The organism is Variovorax sp. P1_H12_2, assembly GCF_056405335.1.
This window is the reverse complement of the sequence record NZ_JBFUCI010000068.1, coordinates 1-20,418: the sequence shown is the minus strand read 5'-3', so window position 1 is coordinate 20,418 and position 20,418 is coordinate 1. Positions and strand designations below refer to the sequence as shown.

The window sequence follows — 20,418 nt, the reverse complement described above, 5'->3', positions numbered from 1 at the left end:
ATCCAGGCCCGCGAACCGCTCTTCGTGGGCGGCGCGCCGGCGGGGGTGCCGGCGCCACGCGTCGATCGATTGGATGCCGCGGCGCGGCGGCTGGTCGGCCAGGCCGACACCTTCTTCATTGCCACGGCGCATCCGTCGGCCGGGCATGCCGGCGCGGCGCAAGGCGTCGATGTCTCGCACCGCGGCGGCCGCGCGGGCTTCGTGCGCCTGAGCGGCGAGGGCACGCTAACCGTGCCCGACTTCGTCGGCAACAGCTTCTTCAACACGCTGGGCAACATCGCGGTGAATCCGCGGGCCGGGCTGCTGTTCATCGACTTCGAGCGCGGCGACCTGCTGCAGATCGCGGTCAGCGCGCAAGTGCTCTGGGAGGGACCGGAGCTGGCCGCCTACGAGGGCGCCGAGCGGCTGCTGCGCATGCAGGTGGCCTCGGTGCTGTACCGGCCCGCGGCACTGCCGCTGCGCTGGGGCAGCGCGGAGCCGTCGCCTTACCTCGATGCGACCGGGCGCTGGCCGGAGGCCGCGTGACACGGCGCCTCAGCGGAAGACCGGGATCCGCGCATTGACCGACGGCCGGTAGTGCCAGCCGCGCCGCAGCAGCCGATCGGTGTCGAGGCCGTCGGCCAGCAGCGCCTGGAGCCCGGCCGCCGCGATGGTGCAGGCCAGCGCCTGGCCGGGGCAGGCGTGGCGGCCATGGCCGAAGCCCAGGCAGCGCCGCTCGGCCCGCATCGGCTCGAAGGTCGCGGGCGCCGGGTTCAGGGCCGGATCGCGATTCGCGGCAGCGAGCACCAGCAGCACCGCATCGCCCGGCGCCAGCGGGTGGCCGGCGACCGTGGTGGTCTCGGCGACGAAGCGGCGCGTGTTGTGCACCGCGGGGTCGTGGCGGGCGACTTCGGCCACCAGCGCGGGCAGAAGCGCCATGCGGTCGTCGATCTTCCGGCGCAGGCCCGGCTCGCGCGCGAGGGCCACCAGGCTGTTGCCCAGCAGGCCGGCCGTGGCCTCGCAGGTCTGGGACAGCAGGCCGACCAGGTTGGCCCGCAGCGCGCGCGATGCGGGCGCCGGCGCGTCGGCCTGCACCGCGGCAACCAGGCTGCCGCGCGGTGCGGGCTGCGCGGCGACCAGGCTCTCGAAGCGGTCCATGAGGCCGGCGGCGGCGACGCTCGCGGTCGCCAGTTGCGCGGCGGTCGACAGCGGCGACAGGCAGGCGACGAAGTCGCGGGTCCATTGCGCGACCTGCGGCAGTTCGCCGGCGGCGAAGCCGAGCAGGTGTGCCACCGCGCTGACCGGCAGCGCGAAGGCGGTCTCTGTGAGATCCGCCGAGGGCAATCCCGCGGCGACCCGAAGCGTCGCCGCATGTGCCGCGGCGAGATCGAGGTCGGCCAGCGCGCGCTGCAGCACCGGCTTATGCGCCGCATGCGGCGCGCCGTCGTTCATGCGCACCAGCAGGCCGAACAGCTCGCCGGCCGGTGTGCCCGCGAACGCGCGCGGCACCGCCTCGGCGGGCGGCCGCACGCGCAGGGCGTCGTTGGCGAGGATCTCCCGCACCACCTCGGCGCGGCTGGCGATCCACAGGCGCAGTGCCGGGTCGAAGACCAGCGCCGGCCCGCTGCGCAGGCTGGCGTACCAGGGATAGGGGTTGGCATGGGTGACGGCGGCGATCGCGTCGGCGGGCGGGGCGGTGGTGTTCATGCCCGCAGTCTGGTCTTTTCTTGCGATCACGCTTCGCTTACGATCGAAATATGGATGAAGCTTCTGCCGACACCCACCTGGCCCGCCTGGCTGGCGCCATCGCCGAGCCCGCGCGCTCGCGCATGCTGTGCTGCCTGATGGATGGCCACGCCCGCACCGCGACCGAACTCGCCGCCGTGGCCGAGGTCGCCGCCTCGACCGCCAGTGCACACCTGGCGCGCCTGAAGGAACAGCGCCTGGTCGATGCGCTTGCGCAGGGCAAGCACCGCTATTTCCGGCTCGCGGGCCCGGAGGTGGCCGCGGCGCTCGAGAGCTTGCTGGTGCTTGCCGGCGCGCCGCGCGGCGAGTTCCGTCCGACCACGCCCAGCCGCCTGCGAGCGGCGCGCACCTGCTACGACCACATGGCCGGCACGGCCGGCGTCGCGCTGCACGACAGCCTGCATGCGCAGGGTTGGCTGCATGCGACGGCGGAAGGCGGCGACTACGAACTCACGCCCGAGGGTGCCGTGGCGCTCGAGAGCCTGGGGCTCGACGTGGAGACGGCGCGCGGCGCCCGCCGGCGCTTTGCCTGCGCCTGCCTCGACTGGAGCGAGCGGCGGCCCCACCTGGGCGGAGCGCTGGGCGCGGCCTGCCTGCAGCTGTCGCTGCGGCGCGGCTGGGTGCGCCAGGAACTCGACGGCCGGGCGCTCACGCTCACCCTCAAGGCCGAGCGCGAGATGCCGGAGCTTTTCGGCCTGGCCTGAGCGTGGTTACTGGAAAGCCACTTCCGCGAAGCTTCGCAGCTTGCGGCTGTGCAGCCGGCTCGAACCTTCCTGGCGCAGGATGTCGATGGCGGCCATGCCGATGCGCAAGTGCTGCTCCACGCGCTCGCGGTAGAACTGGTTGGCCATGCCGGGCAGCTTGATCTCGCCGTGCAGCGGCTTGTCGCTGACGCACAGCAGGGTTCCGTAGGGCACCCGGAAACGGAAGCCGTTGGCCGCGATGGTGGCGCTCTCCATGTCGAGCGCGACCGCCCGGCTCTGGCTGAAGCGCCGCTGCGGCTGGTTGCCGGGCAGCAGCTCCCAGTTGCGGTTGTCGGTGCTCGCCACGGTGCCGGTGCGCATGATCTTCTTGAGCTCGGTGCCTTGCGTGCGGGTGACCTCGGCCACCGCCTTCTCGAGCGCGAGCTGGATCTCGGACAGCGCCGGGATCGGCACCCACAGCGGCAGCTCCTCGTCGAGCACGTGGTCCTCGCGCACATAGGCATGCGCCAGCACGTAGTCGCCGAGCCGCTGCCCCTGGCGCAGCCCGGCGCAGTGGCCGAGCATCACCCAGGCGTGCGGCCGCAGCACCGCCACGTGGTCGGTGATGGTCTTGGCATTGGCCGGGCCGACACCGATGTTGACCATGCTGATGCCGGTGCAGTCCTCGCGCACCAGGTGGTAGCCCGGCATCTGCGGCAGCCGCGGCGGCGGCGTGCCCTGCGAGCCGTCGAGCAGTTCGCCGTACATCGAGCTCGAAGCCGCGGCCAGGCCGCGGCGCCGCGTGATCACGTTGCCGGGTTCGATGAAGGCGATGTATTCGCTGTTCTCGTCGGTCATGGCCTCGTGGCCCAATCGCACGAATTCGTCGATGTAGAACTGGTAGTTGGTGAACAGCACGAAATTCTGGAACCACTCGGGCGCGGTGCCGCTGTAGTGGCGCAGCCGGTGCAGCGAATAGTCGACGCGCGCGGCGGTGAAGAGCGACAGCGGCTGCGCCTCGCCGGCCCTGGCTTCGTAGGTGCCATTGGCGATGCCGTCGTCCATCGCGCCGAGGTCCGGCAGGTCGAACACGTCGCGCATCAGCGCTCGGCGCTCGGCGCTCATCGTGCCCTCGATGTGGTCGTTCTCGGCGAACGAGAAGTGGATCGGGATCGGCTGCGTGCTGGTGCCGATCTCGAGTTCGACCTGGTGGTTCTCGAGCAGCAGCCGGAACTGTTCGCGGTAATAGCGCAGGAACAGGTCGGGCCGCGTCAGCGTGGTTTCGTAGCGCCCGGGCCCGGACACGAAGCCGTAGCTCAGGCCGGCATTGGCCGGCGGCGTGCTGCGCGACACCGTGTGGGTGTGGATCCGGACGAAGGGGTAGCAGGCCCGCACGCGGCCCGGCAGGCTCTCGCCGGCCACGAAGCGCTGCATGGCGTCGCGCAGGTGCTGCAGGCCGCCGTTGTAGATCAGGCGGACCTGTTCCAGGGCGGCGTCGGGATCGGTGAACCGGGCTGGAGCGATGAAGGCAGGCATGTACGGCATAAAGGCATTGTGGCTCACCCCCAGGTTGGTCTCACTTCGTGTAGCCCGCCCACCCCCTACCGGGGGCAACACCAGCGGCCCGGCAAAGCCGGTTCCGCGGTGTTTCACCAATGGGCCTGGCTGCGCCGGCCGGGCATTCTCAGCCCGGCATCGGTTCGCGCATCGTCACGAATTCCTCGGCGACCGTGGGGTGGATGCCGATCGTGCGGTCGAACATCGCCTTGGTGGCACCGGCGCGCATCGCGACCGCGAAGCCCTGGACGATCTCGCCGGCGTCGGGGCCGACCATGTGCAGGCCGACCACGCGATCGCTGGCCGTGTCGACCACCAGCTTCATGAAGGTGCGCTCCTTGCTCTCCGACAAGGTGTGGCGCAGCGCGCGGAATTCGCTCGAGAACAGCGTGACGGCGCCGAACTTCATGCGCGCCGCGGCCTCGGTGTAGCCGCAGGTGCCGATGTTCGGGTGCGTGAAGACCGCGGTGGGCGTGAATTCGTAGTCGAGCCGCCGCTCGCCCTTGCCGAACAGCGTGTCCACCACCGCCATCGCCTCGGCCAGCGCCACCGGCGTGAGCTGCTGGCGGGTCGAGACGTCGCCCACCGCGTAGACCGAAGGCGCCGAGCTGCGGTAGTTGGCATCGACCGCCACGCGGCCGCGCTCGTCGAGCGCGATGCCGGCGGCCTCGAGCCCCATGTCCTGGGTGTTCGGCACGCGCCCGGTCGCGAACAGGATGGCGTCGGCCTCGACCCGCTGGCCGCGCGAAAGCACGGCGCACAGGCCGCTGTCCAGGCGGCGGATCGACGTGATCTCGGTGTTGAAGCGGATGTCGACGCCGGCGCGCCGCATTTCCTTGGCCAGGAACTCGCGGATGTCCTCGTCGAAGTCGGACAGAAGATGTGCGCGCCGCTGCAACTGGACGACCTCGGCGCCGAGGCCGTTGAAGATCGAGGCGAACTCGCAGGCGATGTAGCCGCCGCCCACCACCAGCAGGCGTTTCGGGAAAGGGTCGAGATCGAACATCGCGTCGGAGACGATGACATGTTCGCGTCCCGGCAGATCGGGCACGAAGGGCATGCCGCCGGTGGCGAGCAGCACGTGCTGGGCCGTGTACGAGCGGTCGCCGACCTGCACCGTGTGGGGATCGGCGAGCTGCGCCCAGCCCTGGATCAAGGTCACGTCGACGCCTTCGAGGAGGCTGCGATAGACCTCGTTGAGGCGCTTGATCTCGCGCGCGCGGTTGGCCTTCAGCCGGCCCCAGTCGAAGCGCCGTTCGCCGAGGTCCCAGCCGAAGCCGGCCGCCTCCTCGAAGGCTTCGCCATAGCCTGCGGCATAGCTGTAGAGCTTCTTGGGGATGCAGCCCACGTTGACGCAGGTGCCGCCCAGCTCGGCGCTTTCGGCCAGCGCGACGCGGGCGCCGCGCTGCGCGGCCATTCGCGCGGCGCGCACGCCGCCGCTGCCGCCGCCGATGACGAAAAAGTCGAAGTCGTAGGTGCGCATGGGAACTCCTTCGCGCCGACTGTAGCCGGCGCGAGGCGTTGCCGCTGGGCCTTGGCCTATGGACGATCCGGCTGCTGCTGATGGGCAGGCTGGCCCGGCGCCGGCACGCCAGTGCGCTGCGGCGCGCGCGGATCGACAGGCACCCGCGCCTGCTGCTGCATCTGCATCTGCAGGACGCGCTGCTGCACCTCCTGCGCCTGGCGGATGGCGTTGGCCTGCTGCGCCTGCAGCAACTGGTGTTGCGCTTGCAGTTGCTGGGCCTGCGCCTGGGCAGCGCGCTGCTGCATCTCCTGCTGCTGGCGCAAGGCCTGCTGCTGCCATTGCTGCTGCTGCTGGGCCTGCGCCTGCGCGGCACGCTGCTGGGCCTCGATCTGCTGGCGCTGGGCCTGCTGGAGTTGCTGGGCTTGTTGCAGCTGCTGCCCCTGCTGCAGCTGCTGTGCTTGCTGAAGCTGTTGCGCCTGTTGCAGCCGTTGGGCCTGCTGCAGTTGCTGAAGTTGCTGCACCTGCTCGAACTGTCGCAGCTGTATCGCGGCCTGCGGCGGCGGCGGCGCGGCGGGGCGGCCGAAGCCGCCGGGGCCGTGATCGCGGCCGTGCGGAATCGGCGCACCCATGCCGACCGGCACGCCGGTCAGGCGGTCGGCCGGCAGGCGGACCACGTCGCGCCGGCCGATCGGACGGCGGCCGAAGACATCGGTGGGCACCACCGTGACCGCGCCGGGCAGGTGCTGGTTCGCGAAGCCGGCGTCGCGCSCCGCGATCTGCCGCTGGAAGGCGGCCCGATTGGCCGCGTCCACGTAGCGCTGGCTGGTGCGGTAGCCCGGCCGCCAGGGTTCGCCCGGCGCCAGAGGGAACCAGCCCACGCCGTTGCGGCCGCCGCCGATCGCCAGGGTCGCATGGCCGCCGGCCGTGCCGCCGACGAAGCCCACCAGCGCCGGCGCATACACCGGCCGTGCCTGCCGCCGCCCCGGGACCCAGCCCCAGCGCGGGCCGATGCGTGCCCAGCGGCCATAGTGGGCCGGCGCGAAGCCCCAGGGCGCGGCGTCGATCCATGTCCAGCCCCAGGGCGCGACGTCGATCCACTGGCCGTCTTGGTAGGGCGCCCATGCGGCGTCGACGTTGCGCGGATACCAGACGTCGCCGTAGTCCGGGTCGTTCTGCCAGTCGCCATAGGCATCGAGCTGCTGGTAGCCGACCACTTCGCGCGATACGTAGCGCGCCGAGACCGATTGCTCCTCGAGGCGATCGCGTTCGGCCAGCCAGCGATCGAACCCGGTGTCGACGCGAGCCRCCGCTGCGTCCACCGCCGCGAGGTTGCGACCGGAGGTGGTGAGCTGCTGCTGCGCGCCCAGGGCGACCGATTCGCCGCCCTCGCCGAACAGCGTGACATGGCCGGCCGCCACCGCGACGCGGGTGGTGCCGGCGGCCCGATCGGTCTCGACCCGGTAGTCGCCCGGCGCGTCGACCACCAGTGCGAGGTTCGCGGTATCGATCTCGAGGCGCCGGCCGGCCAGTTCCTCGCGCACCCGCAACTGCAGGCGGCCCTGCGAGGCCGTGATGCGGGCGGTGTCGTCGTCGAGTTCGGACACGGTGATGCCGGTCTGCTCATCGAGGCGCAGCGCGATGGCGCCCAGGTAGAGTTCGGCGCGGGCGTCGCGGTCGGTCCAGACCCGGTCGCCCGTGGTGATCGGGCGGTTCGGGCCGAGCTCGAACCAGTCGTTGTCGCCGGCGGGCGAAAAGCTCACCGCGCCCTGCTGGTAGTTCAGGTGGCCGACCCGGCCGGGAGGGTCTTGCTGGGCGGACACGGGCAGGCCTGCCAGCAGCAATGCCAGGCCGAGCAGCCAGCGCGCGGCGCGTGCGGAAAAGAGGGCGGTGCGGTGCTTCATCCGATCCTTCTTTCGTCTCTTCGCACTCAACGCACGAAGGCGGGTCCGCGCTGGCATCCGCTGTGCAAAGCACCGCAATATTTCCCCCCGGCAGGCAACCGCATGTAAGCGTGGCTTGCCTCCGTCCGGCGGCCGAGGTCGCGGGTTCAGGGCGTGGCTGGGGCCATCGCTTTGCGGTGGCTCAGGAAGAAACGCAGCATCTCGGCGCTGGCGTCCGGGCCCGAAGGGTCGGTGTAGGAGCCGCGCGCGTTGCCGCCGGACCAGGCGTGGCCGGCGCCGTGCAGCAGCCAGTGCTCGACGGCCGGCAGGCCCCGGGCATCCGTGTGCACGCGGCGGGTGAAGGCGCGGCCCTGCGTCGAGCGGCCGTCCGATGCCTGCGCCGACGCTGCGGCCTCTTCCTGGCCCGCGAGTGCCGCGGTGACCAGCGCCTCGCCATTGCGGACATTCACGGTGCCATCGGCGTCGCCATGGAAGACGATGGTCGGCACCGTCCGTCCGCCCGAACCGGCGGCGGCGGGCCCGCTCTTCATCGCGGCCAGCGCCGACATCAGGTCGCTGGCCGCGCCGCTCGGCAGGCCGGAGTGCACGCCCACCGCGGCGAACAGGTCGGGGTAGCTGCGCCCGAGGATGTCGGCCATCGCGCCACCGGCAGACAGGCCCGCGACATAGACCCGCTCGGGGTCGACGCCGTGGGCGTCGATGACCGACTGCGCGAGGCTGGCCAGCAGGGCCGGTTCGCCGCGCCCGCGCTGCTGGTGCTGCGGTTTGAACCAGTTCCAGCACTTCGACGAATTGGCGTGCTGGGTCTGCGCCGGGTAGAGCACCAGAAAACCGTGCTCGCGCGCCAGCTGGTTCATCTGCGTGCCGGCGGCGAAGTCCTCCGGGTTCTGGGTGCAGCCGTGCAGCATGAGCACCAGCGGGCGCGGGCTGCCGGCACCCGTTTCGGGCACGAACAGCTTGTAGGCGATCGGCCGGTGCTGGTGGGCGAACAGGCCGTCGGTCCATTGCTCGGTGCCGCTTTCGCGCGTCGGGAGGTGTGCCGGGGCGGGCCCGACGACGCGGGCCTCGACGTCCACGACCGGCGCCTCGTCATCGTTGGCCGCAGGCGCGGCGGGGGTCGTCCGCTCGGCCCGGGGCGTCGCGTCGGCGCCGCCCAGCGCGCGCTGGATCGCCCGGGTCGCCTCCTGCAGGTGGCCCCCCTGGGTGAGAAGGGTGGCCTTGCGCATCAGGCGTTCGAACAGGGGATTCATGGGGTGCCTCGAAGGAAGGGAAAGCGAGGGAATCAATGCAGGCGGTCGGCCAGCGCGGCCTTGACCGCGGCACTCGCGTGCAGGGCGCCGAGCACCGTGACCGAAGCGATCGTTTCGAGCGCCAGTTCGGGCGTCACGTCAGCGGAAATGCTCGCCAGGCCGAGCACCCGGATCTCGAGCTTCTCGCCGGCGCCGCGGACCGCCTCGAGGTCGGCGGCGCTGAATTGCTGCAGGCCGAGCACCAGCATCTTGCGCGCGACCACCTGCTTCAGTGCCTCGCCATGGACCGCCAGCTGGTTGCGGATGGCGGTCCGGATGAAGTCGGTGCGGTTCGAGTAGAAGCCCTCGGCCACCAGCAGGTCGACGTGGCCCAGGTCGACATAGCCGAGGTTGATCGTGATCTTCTCGGCCTCAGGCGGCCTGGCGCGCAGCGCGGCGGGGACGGGATGACTTTGCATCTCGCCATCCTACCACCATCCCGTTGCCATCCATATGGATGGTTTTTGATGTCTGGCTAGCCTCCATAAAGATACTTCGGCAGCCACAGCGTCAGGCCGGGCCAGACATACATGAACACCATGCACAGGATCACGATGAGCATGTAGGGCATCATGCCCGCGAAGATCTGGTTGAGCGTCACGTGCGAAGGCGACACCCCTTTCAGATAGAAGGCCGACATCGCCACCGGCGGCGACAGGAAGGCGGCCTGCAGGTTCACGAAGACCAGCACGCCGAAGAGCAGCGGGTCGATCTGGAAATGCGCCAGCAGCGGCAGGAAGATCGGGATGAAGATCACGATGATCTCGGTCCATTCGAGCGGCCAGCCGAGCACGAAGATGATCGCCTGCGACAGCAGCAGGAACTGCAGCGGCGTCAGGTTCATCCCCATCACCCACTCTTCGATGACGCGCTGGCCGCCGAGCAGCGCGAAGACCGCCGAGAACAGCGCGGAGCCCACGAACAGCCAGCAGACCATCGCCGTGGTCTTCGCGGTCAGGAACACGGCCTCCTTGATGCGCTGGAAGTTCAGCGTCTTTGCCTGCCAGGCCATCAGGAAGGCGCCCGCCGCGCCGACGGCCGCCGATTCGGTCGCGGTGGTGATGCCGAACAGGATCACGCCCAGCACGATCAGCGTCAGGATGCCCAGCGGCATGACCGATGACACCAGCATGCGCAGGATCTCGAACTGCTCGGCGTCCAGCTTCGCGTAGTACCAGCCGAGCAGCGCCAGCACGAAGGCGCAGGTCCACCAGAAGCCCGTGTAGAAGGCGGCGGGGACCGCTTGCGCGTGCGGCGCGGCGACCGGCTCGCCGAGCGCCTGCAGGCCTTCCGAGGCGCCGCCGGGGGAGTGGCTCTCAGCGCCGGGCGGCTCCTGCACGCCTTCGGACGAGGGCGGCTCCTGCAAGCCCTCGGTCGGCGGTTCCGGCAGTGCGCTGCCGCCCCGCGGCGCCTGCCCGGACTGCTCTGCCACCGGAGGCGGCGTGTCGGTGTCCGCCTGCGAGTAGATCGTCACATACCACCAGACGGAGCCCAGCGTGACGATCGAAAGAAGAAGCGGCACGAGCGCCTGCGCCAGATAGCCCAGCAGCGTCCGCCACGTGATTCGCAGGCCGGCGGCTGCCGCGCCCAACGCACGTCCGGGCAGAATCACCGCGGTCGCGAGCGCCGGCAGCATGCGCGGCGAGTAGCTGGCAGCGAGGTGCGCCACCGCGGGCGTGACGGGGGCGCGCTGTGCCTCGGGCGGCAGCTTCGGCGCCACCTTGGGCTGGATCAGCGCCCAGGCAATGACGTAGATCAGATAGAGGAACGCGAGAAAGAAGCCCGGAAACATCGCCGCCGCGTAGAGCTTGACGACCGACTGCCCGGCCACCGCGGCGTAGACGATGATCATCACCGACGGGGGGATCAGAATCCCCAGCGTGCCGCCCGCGGTGATCACGCCGGCGGCGAGCCGCGTGTCGTAGCCCGCGTTGAGCATCGGCCGCATCGCGATCACGCCCATCAGCACCACCACCGCGCCGACCAGGCCGCTGGCGATGCCCCAGAAGGTGCAGATGATCAGGGTCGCGACCGCCAGCGATCCCGGCACGCGCCGGAACGCGAGCTGCACGCTGTAGAACATCTTGTCGACCAGCGCGCCGCGTTCCATCACGTAGCCCATCAGCACGAACAGCGGGATCGACAGCAGCGTCTCGTTGGTCATCGCGCCGAAGGTGCGCTGCACCATCAGGTCGAAGACGTGGTTGTCGAACCACGGCGCGGCGGGGTCGTAGAACGCGACGAAGCCGAACAGCATGCCCAGCCCCATCAGGGTGAAGGCGGTGGGGAAGCCCAGCATGATGACGACCACGATGAGGCCGAGCATCGTGAGCCCGAGTACGGCCTGGGTCATTCGAAGCGCCTCATGTCGCCTCCCTGCCGCGCAGGCGCGCCGCTTCGTCCAGGTCCTTGGCGCGCTCGATGGCGTCGCGCCGCGCCTCCTCGTCCACGAAGGTGCTGTTGGCGAGCTGCTGCTCGACCACGTCCATCTCGCCGGCGTCCTTCAGTCGCGGCGTCCAGGCGCCGGTGCGCAGGCACACCACGCAGCGCAGGATCTCGGCGAGCCCCTGCAGCATCACGATGGCGCCGGCCAGTGGGATCACGAACTTGAAGGGATACACCGGCAGCGGCGTGGCATTGAAGGTCTGCTCGTTCATGGCCAGGGAGTCCTGGAAGTAGCTCCAGCCGGCCCAGGTCAGGGCGCCGATGCCGGGGAGGAAGAAGGCGATGTAGAGCACCAGGTCCAGGGTGGCCTGGGTGCGCGGCTTCATGCTGGCGTAGAGGAAGTCGCCGCGCACATGGCCGTCCTGCGACAGCGCGTAGGCGCCGCACATCATGAAGAGCGTGCCGTAGAGCATGTTGTTCACGTCGTAGATCCACGCCGTGGGTGCGTTGAGCGCATAGCGCTTGAACACCTCGGCGCACACCACSAGCATGAGCGCCACGATGAGCCACGCGAAAGCCTTGCCGGTCCAGGTGCTCAGGCGGTCGGCGGCATGCAGCAGTTGTTGGGTTTTCATCGGCGTCGCGGCGTGCAGCTACCTGGGCAGGAAGGCGCCTTCCGGGGTCAACCGGAAAGCTGGCGCCGCGATGGCGGGAGGCGCATGGCCGTCAGGCCTTCTTCGCCGAGGAGGAGAAGTAGTGGTTGTAGGCCATCTTGAAATCGACCATGTAGTCGTTCTGCCATTGGCCGGCGGCCTGTGCAAAGGTCTTCTGCGAATCGAGCACCTTCTGGAACAGCGGGTTTTCCTTCGCCTTCTGGGCAATGGTCTTGTCCCAGGCGGCGAGCTGGGCGCGCAGGATGGCGTCGGGCGTCTTGTAGAACTTGACGCCGGCCTTCTTCATCTCCTGGTAGTCCTTGGTGTTGCGGTCCACGGCCTTCCAGCTCATGTCGGCGCTGGCGGCCTGCACCGCGTAGTCGATGATGGACCGAAGCTCCTGCGGCAACGCGTTGTACTTGCCCTTGTTGAACAGGATCTCGAACTGCTCGCCGCTCTGGTGAAAGCTCTGCAGCATGCAGTTTTTCGCCACATCGGGAAAACCCAGCACGCGATCGCTCGACGCATTGTTGAACTCGGCGGCGTCGATCAGGCCGCGGTCGAGCGCCGGCACGATCTCGCCGCCGGACAGCGGGTTCACCGCCGCGCCCAGCTCGGTGAAGATGTCGACCGCGAGACCCACGGTGCGGTACTTCAGGCCCTTGAGGTCCTCGACGCGCGCAATCGGCTTCTTGAACCAGCCCAGCGGCTGCGTCGGCATCGGGCCATAGAGGTACGACACCACGTCCATGTGGATCGACTTGTAGATTTCCTCGAGCAGCGCCTTGCCGCCGCCGTAGTAGTGCCAGGCCAGGACCATGTTCGCATCCATGCCGTAGGCCGGGCCCGAGCCCCACAGCGCGAGCGCCGAATTCTTGCCGTAGTGGTAGGCCACGACACCATGGCCGCCGTCCAGCGTGCCCTTGTTCACCGCTTCGAGGAGCTGGAAGGCCGGCACCACGGCGCCCGRGGGCAGGACTTCGATCTTCAGGCGGCCGCCCGCCATGTCGTTGACCTTCTTGGCGAAGTCGTTGGCGTATTCATGGAAGATATCCTTCGCCGGCCAGGTGCTCTGGAATCGCATCGAAGTGGTCTGGGCCATGCTGATCATGGGCGCGGACAGTGCGCCCGCCGCGACGGCGGCCCCCTTCAACACACTGCGTCGACGGCTCATTGAGTTCTCTGTCATCGCGTGCCTCCGTGGGTATGAGACCTAGACATTTTCTTTGATGTGTGAACTTTTGTGATAGAGAGGGTTTTCTCGAACTGAGCAGAATTCGATCTGTGGCGGGCCGTTTTCCCAAGTGGTGAAGAATTCGGCCCGGCTCTTTCCCTCCATGTTTCAAGGACAAGAAATGACTCCCATCGACGCGACAACGTCTTCCCCGGCTGCCGATCGGGCCGGTGTGAGGCCGGCCGCGGGCTATGCCGGCGACGTCACGCCGGAACAGGCGGCGCAATGGATCGACAGCGGCGAGGGTGTGCTGGTCGACATTCGCAGCGACGCCGAACGCGAATGGGTGGGCTACGTGCCGGGCGCGCTGGGCCTGGCCTGGAAGCAGTGGCCCGGCATGGCGCTCAATCCGGCCTTCGACGAAGTCTTGCGGGCCGCCGTGCCGGCGGACGCCAAGGTCTTGATGCTGTGCCGCAGCGGCGTGCGATCGATCGCGGCCGCCAGGCGCGCGACCGAACTCGGCCTCGAGGCCTACAACATCCTCGAAGGCTTCGAGGGCGATGCCGACGAAGAGGGCCATCGCGGCCGCAAGGGCGGCTGGCGCTTCCGCGGCCTACCCTGGAAACAGATGTAGTAGGTGTTGCTCGCCCCCAGGTCGGGCTCACTTCGTGTAGCCCTCCCACCCCCTACCGGGGGCAACACCAGCGGCCCGGCGGAGCCGGTTCCGCGGTGTTCCACCAACAGGCCTGGCTGCGCCGGCCAGATCATTCGGCGCTGTGTTTTTTCTACGGCTGCGCGCGGCGCGCCCGTTCGTGGGCAGCCGCGGAACCGGCTTCGCCGGGCCGCTGGCTGCGCCCCCGGTAGGGGGTGGGCGCCCGGACACGAAGTGCCGGGCAACCTGGGGGCGAGCTCAGAGCCTTGGGGCGAGTCAGAGCTTCGGAATGCGTAGTTTCTGGCCCGGATAGATCTTGTCCGGATGGCTCAGCATCGGCTTGTTGGCCTCGAAGATCGCGTTGTACTTGTTGGCGTCGCCGTAGAACTTCTTCGAGATCGCCGAGAGCGTGTCGCCGCGGACCACGTCGTGGTATTGCGCCGGATCGGCGGCCGGTGCCACCAGGTTGTTGTCGACCTGCGTCACGTTGGCCACGTTGCCCGCGGCCAGCGAGGCCTTCTCGCTGGCTTCCTGCGAGGGCGCGCTGCCCGACAGCGTCACGATGCCGGTGACGGCGACGTAGCCGACTTCCAGTCCTGTCAGGCCCAGGTTCTGGGTCTCGATGTAGGTCTTGATCGCCGCTGCCGCCGCCTGGTCCTTGTCCGGCTCCGCCGCCTGCGCCGCCGAACCGCCGAAGAGCTTCTCTCCGGCCTCCTTGATGAAACTCAGCAAACCCATGGCTTTCTCCTTGTGACGTGTGGATGGGACAGGCGACTTTAACGGCGGAAGATGGCACCTTCGCGTAGGCTGTGGCCGCATCTGCAAGCGCCCGTAAGCACAAACTCGCAATAATGCCGCGCATGGCATTCCTCGCGATCGACATCGGCAACACCCGCCTCAAGTGGTCCCTCTACGATGCGGCACGGCCCGGCGCCGCGCTGCTCGCGCATGGTGCAGAGTTCCTCGACCACATCGAGCGGCTGGCCGACGGTCCCTGGGCCGAACTGCCTGCGCCCGATTCGATGCTGGGCTGCGTGGTGGCCGGCGATGCGGTGCGGCGCCGCGCCGAGGAGCAGTTGGTGGAGCATTTCGAGTGCTCGCCGCGCTGGGTGGTTTCCAGTGTGGCCGAGGCCGGCATCGTGAACGGCTACGACCACCCGACGCGCCTGGGCGCCGACCGCTGGGTCGCGATGATCGGCGCGCGCCACCGCATGATGTCGCAAGGCGCTGCGCGGCCGATGGTGGTGGTGATGATCGGCACCGCGGTCACGGTCGAGGCGGTCGACACCCATGGCCGCTTTCTCGGCGGCCTGATCCTGCCGGGCCACGGCATCATGCTGCGCGCGCTCGAGTCCGGCACGGCCGGCCTGCATGTGCCGACCGGYGAGGTGCGCGAGTTCCCGACCAACACCAGCGACGCCCTGACCAGCGGCGGCACCTATGCGATCGCGGGCGCGGTCGACCGCATGGTGCAGCATGTGAGGGCGCACTGCGGCGCCGAGCCGGCCTGCTACATGACCGGCGGCGCGGGCTGGAAGATGGCGCCCAGCATGAACGGCGACTTCGAGTTGGTCGACAGCCTGATCATGGACGGGCTGCTGGTGATCGCCCAGGAGCGCCTGCTCCCGGGGTAGGTGCCCCCCCGAAGCGCCTTCGGCGCTGCCCCCCAGGGGGCGATACCAGCGGCCCGGCGAAGCCGGTTCCGCGGTATCCCAGGATCTGGGCGCGCCGGTTTCATGCGTCGCGGAGGGGGCATGGCGCCGGCTCCCGCTTGATCAGCCCTTCCAGAGCTGCGTGGCGGTGTGGATCGCCAGGCCGACCAGGCCGCCGACCAGGGTGCCGTTGACCCGGATGAATTGCAGGTCGCGGCCGATGTGGCGCTCGAGTTCGCTCGTCATCTCGTCGGCGTTCCAGTCGGCCACGCGTTCCACGATGTAGCGCCGGATGTCCTCGCGATAGCGCTCGATGGCGCGCGGTGCCGCATCCAGGATCTGCTCGTTGATCCAGCGGCACATCGCCGCGTCGGCCGAAAGCCGCGCGCCCAGGGTGCCCGCCATGCCGACCAGGCGCCGGTGGATGGTCGACTCGCTTTTCGCCAGGTCGTCGTGCAGCCAGGCCAGCAGTTCGCTCCACAGGCCGTGCAGGTAGTCGCCCAGCGCCGGATGCGCCTGCAGTTCGGCCCGGATCGCTTCGCCGCGGCGGTGGAATTCGGGGTCGGCCTTCAGCCGTTCGACGAAGCCGGCCATGTAGGCATCGAAGCGCAGCCGCAGCGGATGCGCCGGCTCGATGGCGATCTCACCGAGGGTGTGGACTGCCGCGGCCACGATCTTGCGCGTGGCGAGCCTGGCCGCCATCTGGTCCAGCCCGACGTAGCGCAGCGCCTTGATCTCGCGCGCGATCGCCTCGGTGACCCGCTCCTGCACATCCTCGCCCTCGACCGCGTCCGCCACCTGCCGCAGCACGTCGTCCAGCAGCGCGTGATGGCGGCCATCGGCGGTCAGCGCCTCGAGCGCCTGGCCGGCCAGCCTGGCGAGATCCACCTGGGCGAGCCCGGCGGCCGCCATGCGGCCGAGGAAATCGCGCACCCGTGCGTCGTCGAAGGCCGCGAGACCGTAGCGCGTCGCGGCCACCAGGTGGCCGCCGATCTTCTCGGCGCTCTCGGGCCGCGAGAGCCAGTCGGCGAGCCGCGCGGCAGGGTCGAACTGCGCCAGCTTGGCCAGCACCTGCGGCGTGCTCAGGAAGTTGTTGCAGATGAAGCCGGCGAGCCTGGCGCCGATGCGGTCCTTGTTGGCCGGGATGATCGCGGTATGCGGGATCGGCAGGCCCAGCGGGTGCCGGAACAGCGCCACCACCGCGAACCAGTCCGCGATCGCGCCGACCATTGCGGCTTCGGCGAAGGCCGCCACGTAGCCCCAGGCCGGGTGCCTGGCCTCGAGCGCGGTCGCCAGCGCGTAGAGCAGCGCGGCGGCGCCCAGCAGGGCGAGCGCGACGCGTTTCAGCGAATTTCCTCGATGTTCGCCAGCCCCCGCAGGAACTGCTCGCAGCGGGCCAGCTGCTCCAGCGTCACGAACTCGTCGGGCTGGTGCGCCTGCGTGATGCTGCCGGGGCCGCAGACCACGGTCGGGATGCCGGCATTGCGGAAGATGCCGGCCTCGGTGCCGAAGGCCACCAGCGTGGTGCCCGGCTCCTTCGCCAGCCGCTGGGCGAGGCGGGTCACGGGCTCGTCGGCGGAACTCAGGAAGCTCGGGATCTCGCAGATGGTCTCGAAGCGGAAGCCGGCATCGGGCGCGATCTTCTTCATGGCCACCTCGGCGCGGCCGGCGTAGGCCAGGATCTCGTCCTGCATCCGCTGCGCATCGGCGGTCGGCAGGTTGCGGAATTCATAGCGGAACTCGGCGTCGCGCGGCACCACGTTGTCGGCGATGCCGCCGTGGAACTGGCCGACGCTGGCGGTGCTGAAGGGCACGTCGAAACCGGCGTAGCGCGGCTCCTTGCGCTCGAAGTCCTCGGCCATGTCGCGCAGCTTGCCGACCACGCGTGCCGCCATCTCGATCGCATTGACCGACTGCGGCGTGAGCGACGAATGCGCCTCCTTGCCGCGCACGCAGCACTTGTAGCGGTAGACGCCCTTGTGGGCGATGGCCGGCACCATCAGCGTCGGCTCGCCGACGATGCAGGCCAGCGGCTTGATGCCCTGGTCCTTCATGTCGGCGATCAGCTCGCGCACTCCGAAGCAGCCGACCTCCTCGTCGTAGCTGAAGGCGAAATGCACCGCGAAGGGCGAGTCGCTCTCGATGAAGCGCTCGGCATTGGCCAGCGCGATCGCGATGAAGCTCTTCATGTCGGCCGCGCCACGGCCGTAGAGGCGCGGCTGGACGTGCGCGGCGTCGGCATCGGCGTCGTCGCTCGGCCAGTCCTGCACGATCGCCGAAAGCGGGTCGACGCTCCAGTCCTGGCCGTCCCACGGCACGGTGTCGGTATGGCCCGAGACGATCACGCCGGCCTTCTTGCCGGCGCCGAGCGTGGCGAACAGGTTGGCCTTGGTCTTGTCGGCGTTGTAGGTCAACCGGCTGCGGATGCCCAGCCCCGCCAGGTGGTCGCGTGCGAAGTCGATCAGCTCGAGATTGCTGTTGGCGCTGACCGTGTTCATGCGCACCAGCGTCTGCGCGAGTTCGAGGCTGCGGGGGGAGAGCACGTGTGGCATGCGGGGCATTGTCCCGGAAGTCGGGGCTGGCGTGCCGGCGCCGCCGAAGTGTCATGGCGCAGGAGTAGGCTGTGCGGTCGCATTCACCAAGGAGAAGAACCATGACATCCAGCCAGACCCCGATCGCAGCCGGCACGCTGGCCGCTGTGCTTTGCCTTGCGGGCTGCAGCGCGCCGGGCGGCAAATCCACCTCCGGCCTGCCGACGCTGGACGGCCAGCCGCCGCTGGTGGTCGCGCACCGCGGTGCTTCGGGCTATCTGCCCGAGGAGACGCTGGAGGCCTATGCGCGCGCGATCGAACTGGGTGCCGACTACATCGAGATGGACTTGGTCTCGACCAAGGACGGCGTGTTGATCACGCGCCACGATCCCAACCTGGCGATCAGCACCGACGTCGCCAGCCGGCCCGAATTCGCGGCTCGCAAGAAGACCATCCAGGTCGACGGCGAAACGCAGACCGGCTGGTTCAGCAATGATTTCACCTTGGCCGAGATCCAGCGGCTGGGGGCCATCTCTACCGATGCCGAGCGTCCGCGGCAGTTCAATGGCCAGTACAAGGTGCCGACCTTCCAGCAGGTGATCGACCTCGCGAAGGCCAAGTCGCGCGAAAGCGGCCGCACCATCGGCATCTATCCGGAGACCAAGAACCCGACCTACTTCCGCGACCTGGGCCTGCCGCTCGAAGACAAGCTGATCGCGATGCTCGAGGCCGCCGGCTGGAACAACAAGGGGGCGCCGGTGTTCGTCCAGTCCTTCGAGCCCGGCAGCCTCAAATACATGAAGGCCAAGGGACTGAAGACCCGCGTCGTCCAGCTGATCGATGGCGATGGCATCGACATGAAGAGCGGCGCGATGACCTATGCGGTGCCGGTCGATCGTCCTTACGAATGGACCAAAGCAGGCGACCGGCGCAATTTCGACGTGATGGTGACGCCCGCAGGCCTGGCCGAGATCAAGACCTATGCGGACGGCATCGGCCCCTGGAAGCGCTACATCGTGAGCATGAAAGGCACCATCGGGCCCGATGGCAAGCCGGTGGACGTCAATGGCGACGGCAAGATCAACGATGCCGACGCCACCACCCTTGGCCCGACCCCGCTGGTCGCCGACGCCCACAAGGCCGGCCTGTTCGTCCATCCTTTCACCTTCCGCAACGAATCGCGGCGGCTGCCGGCGGACTACAAGGGCGATCCGTCGAACGAGTACCTGGTGTACTACCGGCTGGGCGTGGACGGCGTCTTCACCGATTTCACCGATACGGCACTGGCCGCGCGCGCAGCGTGGCTGAAACAGCAAGTGCGTTGAATCGTCAGTCGCGCGGCCCCACGCGGCACGCTCTTTGCGGGCTCCATCCGCAAAGTCTAGACTCGTGTCCATGAAACTCATCGATTCCCTGGTCACCCAGGCGGCCGGCATCGCCGCGGTCCGGCGCGACCTCCATGCCCATCCCGAACTCTGCTTCGAAGAAGTCCGCACCGCCGACGTGGTGGCGGCCAAGCTGACCGAGTGGGGCATCCCGATCCACCGCGGGCTCGGCACCACCGGCGTGGTGGGCATCGTCAAGAACGGCACCAGCGAGCGCGCCATCGGCCTGCGCGCCGACATGGACGCGCTGCCCGTCACCGAACTCAACACCTTCGCGCACGCGAGCAAACACCACGGCAAGATGCACGCCTGCGGCCACGACGGCCACACCGCGATGCTGCTGGCGGCGGCGCAGCATCTGGCGAAGCACCGCAACTTCGACGGCACGGTCTACCTGATCTTCCAGCCGGCCGAGGAGGGCGGCGGCGGCGCGCGCGAGATGGTCAAGGAAGGATTGTTCGAGCAATTCCCGATGGAAGCCGTGTTCGGGATGCACAACTGGCCCGGCATGAAGGCCGGCCAGTTCGCGGTCAGTCCGGGTCCGGCCATGGCCTCGAGCAACGAGTTCGTGATCACGGTCCGCGGCAAGGGCGGCCACGCCGCGCTGCCGCACACGGGCATCGATCCGGTGCTGGTGGCGTGCGAGATGGTGCAGGCCTTCCAGACCATCCTCACGCGCAACAAGAAGCCGACCGACGCCGGCGTGATCTCGGTCACGATGATCCACGGCGGCGAGGCCAGCAACGTGATTCCCGACACCTGCGAGCTCAAGGGCACGGTGCGCACCTTCTCGCTGGAGGTGCTGGACCTGATCGAGGCCCGCATGAAGACCGTCGCCGAGCACATCTGCGCGGCCCACGAGGCGCAGTGCGACTTCCACTTCCACCGCAACTACCCGCCGACCATCAATTCGGCCGCCGAGGCCAATTTCGCGCGCCGCGTGATGGCCGGCATCGTCGGCGAGGAGAACGTGCTGGTGCAGGAGGCCGCCATGACGGCCGAGGACTTCGCCTTCATGCTGCTGGCCAAGCCGGGCGCCTATGCCTTCATCGGCAACGGCGACGGCAGCCACCGCGCCATGCAGCACGGCGGCGGCCCGTGCCTGCTGCACAACGCGAGCTACGACTTCAACGACGACCTGATCCCGCTGGGCGCCACCWGCTGGGTGCAGCTCGCCGAGCAGTTCCTGAACGGACCCCGGCTCTCCGAAGGGGGCGCGGCATGATCGGCGTCGGTGAGGCTTTCTCGCCGCGCTATGCCCAGGCGCGGCAGAAATTCCTCCAGGGCTGCGCCGAAGCCGGGCTCGCGGTGCGCTCCCACGTCCTCCCCTTGAAGGGACGCGATGGCGAAGAGCTCGCGATGGACG

General features: G+C 69.2%; 18 protein-coding genes and 1 pseudogene. 7 read left to right on the top strand and 12 right to left on the bottom strand.

The window, feature by feature from the left end; genetic code table 11:
* Window positions 1-525 (top strand): annotated as a pseudogene (locus AC1D2K_RS09780) (flavin-nucleotide-binding protein); the annotation flags it as partial.
* A gap of 9 nt (window positions 526-534) precedes the next feature.
* On the opposite strand, the gene AC1D2K_RS09775 reads toward AC1D2K_RS09780, so the two are convergent.
* Window positions 535-1,686 carry a cytochrome P450 gene (locus tag AC1D2K_RS09775; protein WP_478088361.1) on the bottom strand — a complete coding sequence of 384 codons (1,152 nt, stop codon included), beginning with the start codon at window positions 1,684-1,686 and terminating at the stop codon, window positions 535-537.
* A 50-nt stretch (window positions 1,687-1,736) separates the two neighbouring features.
* On the opposite strand from AC1D2K_RS09775, the gene AC1D2K_RS09770 reads away from it, so the two are divergent.
* Window positions 1,737-2,429, top strand: a complete 693-nt coding sequence (locus AC1D2K_RS09770) for an ArsR/SmtB family transcription factor (RefSeq protein WP_478088360.1) — start codon at window positions 1,737-1,739, stop codon at window positions 2,427-2,429.
* Window positions 2,430-2,435: 6 nt separating this feature from the next.
* Here AC1D2K_RS09770 and AC1D2K_RS09765 read toward each other — a convergent pair whose 3' ends face one another.
* From AC1D2K_RS09765 to AC1D2K_RS09730, 8 genes are all read right to left on the bottom strand, one after another.
* Complete coding sequence (locus AC1D2K_RS09765) at window positions 2,436-3,953, bottom strand: AMP nucleosidase (RefSeq protein ID WP_478088358.1); 1,518 nt, start codon at window positions 3,951-3,953, stop codon at window positions 2,436-2,438.
* A gap of 139 nt (window positions 3,954-4,092) precedes the next feature.
* On the bottom strand, window positions 4,093-5,448 hold the full coding sequence (gene gorA, locus AC1D2K_RS09760; RefSeq protein WP_478088357.1) for a glutathione-disulfide reductase: 1,356 nt from the start codon (window positions 5,446-5,448) through the stop codon (window positions 4,093-4,095).
* 56 nt (window positions 5,449-5,504) lie between these two features.
* Window positions 5,505-7,331: a DUF6600 domain-containing protein gene (locus AC1D2K_RS09755; RefSeq protein ID WP_478088355.1), complete on the bottom strand. Its 1,827-nt coding sequence runs from the start codon at window positions 7,329-7,331 to the stop codon at window positions 5,505-5,507.
* 146 nt (window positions 7,332-7,477) lie between these two features.
* A complete protein-coding gene (locus AC1D2K_RS09750) occupies window positions 7,478-8,581 on the bottom strand; it encodes an extracellular catalytic domain type 1 short-chain-length polyhydroxyalkanoate depolymerase (RefSeq protein WP_478088353.1) in 1,104 nt (367 codons plus the stop codon).
* Window positions 8,582-8,613: 32 nt separating this feature from the next.
* A complete protein-coding gene (locus AC1D2K_RS09745) occupies window positions 8,614-9,039 on the bottom strand; it encodes a CopG family transcriptional regulator (protein WP_478088351.1) in 426 nt (141 codons plus the stop codon).
* 56 nt (window positions 9,040-9,095) lie between these two features.
* Entirely contained in the window at window positions 9,096-10,973 is a 1,878-nt protein-coding gene (locus tag AC1D2K_RS09740; RefSeq protein ID WP_478088349.1) for a TRAP transporter large permease, read from the bottom strand.
* 10 nt (window positions 10,974-10,983) lie between these two features.
* Entirely contained in the window at window positions 10,984-11,640 is a 657-nt protein-coding gene (locus tag AC1D2K_RS09735; RefSeq protein ID WP_478088347.1) for a TRAP transporter small permease subunit, read from the bottom strand.
* Window positions 11,641-11,731: 91 nt separating this feature from the next.
* Window positions 11,732-12,847 carry a TRAP transporter substrate-binding protein gene (locus AC1D2K_RS09730; RefSeq protein ID WP_478088345.1) on the bottom strand — a complete coding sequence of 372 codons (1,116 nt, stop codon included), beginning with the start codon at window positions 12,845-12,847 and terminating at the stop codon, window positions 11,732-11,734.
* A 166-nt stretch (window positions 12,848-13,013) separates the two neighbouring features.
* Here AC1D2K_RS09730 and AC1D2K_RS09725 point away from each other — a divergent pair, with 166 nt between their 5' ends.
* The gene (locus tag AC1D2K_RS09725; protein WP_478088343.1) at window positions 13,014-13,466 is read left to right on the top strand and encodes a rhodanese-like domain-containing protein; all 453 of its coding nucleotides are present in this window, start codon (window positions 13,014-13,016) and stop codon (window positions 13,464-13,466) included.
* Window positions 13,467-13,760: 294 nt separating this feature from the next.
* Here AC1D2K_RS09725 and lysM read toward each other — a convergent pair whose 3' ends face one another.
* Window positions 13,761-14,222, bottom strand: a complete 462-nt coding sequence (gene lysM, locus AC1D2K_RS09720; protein WP_478088341.1) for a peptidoglycan-binding protein LysM — start codon at window positions 14,220-14,222, stop codon at window positions 13,761-13,763.
* A gap of 122 nt (window positions 14,223-14,344) precedes the next feature.
* On the opposite strand from lysM, the gene AC1D2K_RS09715 reads away from it, so the two are divergent.
* Window positions 14,345-15,118 (top strand): type III pantothenate kinase, encoded by a 774-nt coding sequence (locus tag AC1D2K_RS09715; protein ID WP_478088339.1) that lies wholly within the window; start codon window positions 14,345-14,347, stop codon window positions 15,116-15,118.
* A 141-nt stretch (window positions 15,119-15,259) separates the two neighbouring features.
* On the opposite strand, the gene AC1D2K_RS09710 is transcribed toward AC1D2K_RS09715, so the two are convergent.
* Together AC1D2K_RS09710 and argE are read right to left on the bottom strand one after the other, a co-directional pair.
* Window positions 15,260-16,366 carry a DUF445 domain-containing protein gene (locus AC1D2K_RS09710; RefSeq protein WP_478088338.1) on the bottom strand — a complete coding sequence of 369 codons (1,107 nt, stop codon included), beginning with the start codon at window positions 16,364-16,366 and terminating at the stop codon, window positions 15,260-15,262.
* A 113-nt stretch (window positions 16,367-16,479) separates the two neighbouring features.
* A complete protein-coding gene (argE, locus tag AC1D2K_RS09705) occupies window positions 16,480-17,688 on the bottom strand; it encodes an acetylornithine deacetylase (protein ID WP_478088336.1) in 1,209 nt (402 codons plus the stop codon).
* A gap of 101 nt (window positions 17,689-17,789) precedes the next feature.
* Here argE and AC1D2K_RS09700 point away from each other — a divergent pair, with 101 nt between their 5' ends.
* From AC1D2K_RS09700 to AC1D2K_RS09690, 3 genes are all read left to right on the top strand, one after another.
* Window positions 17,790-18,992 (top strand): glycerophosphodiester phosphodiesterase, encoded by a 1,203-nt coding sequence (locus AC1D2K_RS09700; protein WP_478088335.1) that lies wholly within the window; start codon window positions 17,790-17,792, stop codon window positions 18,990-18,992.
* Between the two features lie 70 nt (window positions 18,993-19,062).
* Window positions 19,063-20,277, top strand: coding sequence for a M20 aminoacylase family protein (locus AC1D2K_RS09695; protein WP_478088333.1), 1,215 nt, complete (start codon window positions 19,063-19,065; stop codon window positions 20,275-20,277).
* Window positions 20,274-20,418: DUF2817 domain-containing protein (locus tag AC1D2K_RS09690; RefSeq protein ID WP_478088362.1), on the top strand; the 145-nt coding region annotated here is incomplete at its 3' end. The genes AC1D2K_RS09695 and AC1D2K_RS09690, both read left to right, overlap by 4 nt.

What these genes read in the sequence shown, in the direction of transcription:
- AC1D2K_RS09775 (WP_478088361.1), bottom strand. Translation starts at nt 1,686, where the DNA reads ATGAACACCACCGCCCCGCCCGCCGACGCGATCGCCGCCGTCACCCAT.
- AC1D2K_RS09770 (WP_478088360.1), top strand. Translation starts at nt 1,737, where the DNA reads ATGGATGAAGCTTCTGCCGACACCCACCTGGCCCGCCTGGCTGGCGCC.
- AC1D2K_RS09765 (WP_478088358.1), bottom strand. Translation starts at nt 3,953, where the DNA reads ATGCCGTACATGCCTGCCTTCATCGCTCCAGCCCGGTTCACCGATCCC.
- gorA (WP_478088357.1), bottom strand. Translation starts at nt 5,448, where the DNA reads ATGCGCACCTACGACTTCGACTTTTTCGTCATCGGCGGCGGCAGCGGC.
- AC1D2K_RS09750 (WP_478088353.1), bottom strand. Translation starts at nt 8,581, where the DNA reads ATGAATCCCCTGTTCGAACGCCTGATGCGCAAGGCCACCCTTCTCACC.
- AC1D2K_RS09745 (WP_478088351.1), bottom strand. Translation starts at nt 9,039, where the DNA reads ATGCAAAGTCATCCCGTCCCCGCCGCGCTGCGCGCCAGGCCGCCTGAG.
- AC1D2K_RS09740 (WP_478088349.1), bottom strand. Translation starts at nt 10,973, where the DNA reads ATGACCCAGGCCGTACTCGGGCTCACGATGCTCGGCCTCATCGTGGTC.
- AC1D2K_RS09725 (WP_478088343.1), top strand. Translation starts at nt 13,014, where the DNA reads ATGACTCCCATCGACGCGACAACGTCTTCCCCGGCTGCCGATCGGGCC.
- lysM (WP_478088341.1), bottom strand. Translation starts at nt 14,222, where the DNA reads ATGGGTTTGCTGAGTTTCATCAAGGAGGCCGGAGAGAAGCTCTTCGGC.
- AC1D2K_RS09710 (WP_478088338.1), bottom strand. Translation starts at nt 16,366, where the DNA reads ATGGTCGGCGCGATCGCGGACTGGTTCGCGGTGGTGGCGCTGTTCCGG.
- argE (WP_478088336.1), bottom strand. Translation starts at nt 17,688, where the DNA reads ATGCCACACGTGCTCTCCCCCCGCAGCCTCGAACTCGCGCAGACGCTG.
- AC1D2K_RS09700 (WP_478088335.1), top strand. Translation starts at nt 17,790, where the DNA reads ATGACATCCAGCCAGACCCCGATCGCAGCCGGCACGCTGGCCGCTGTG.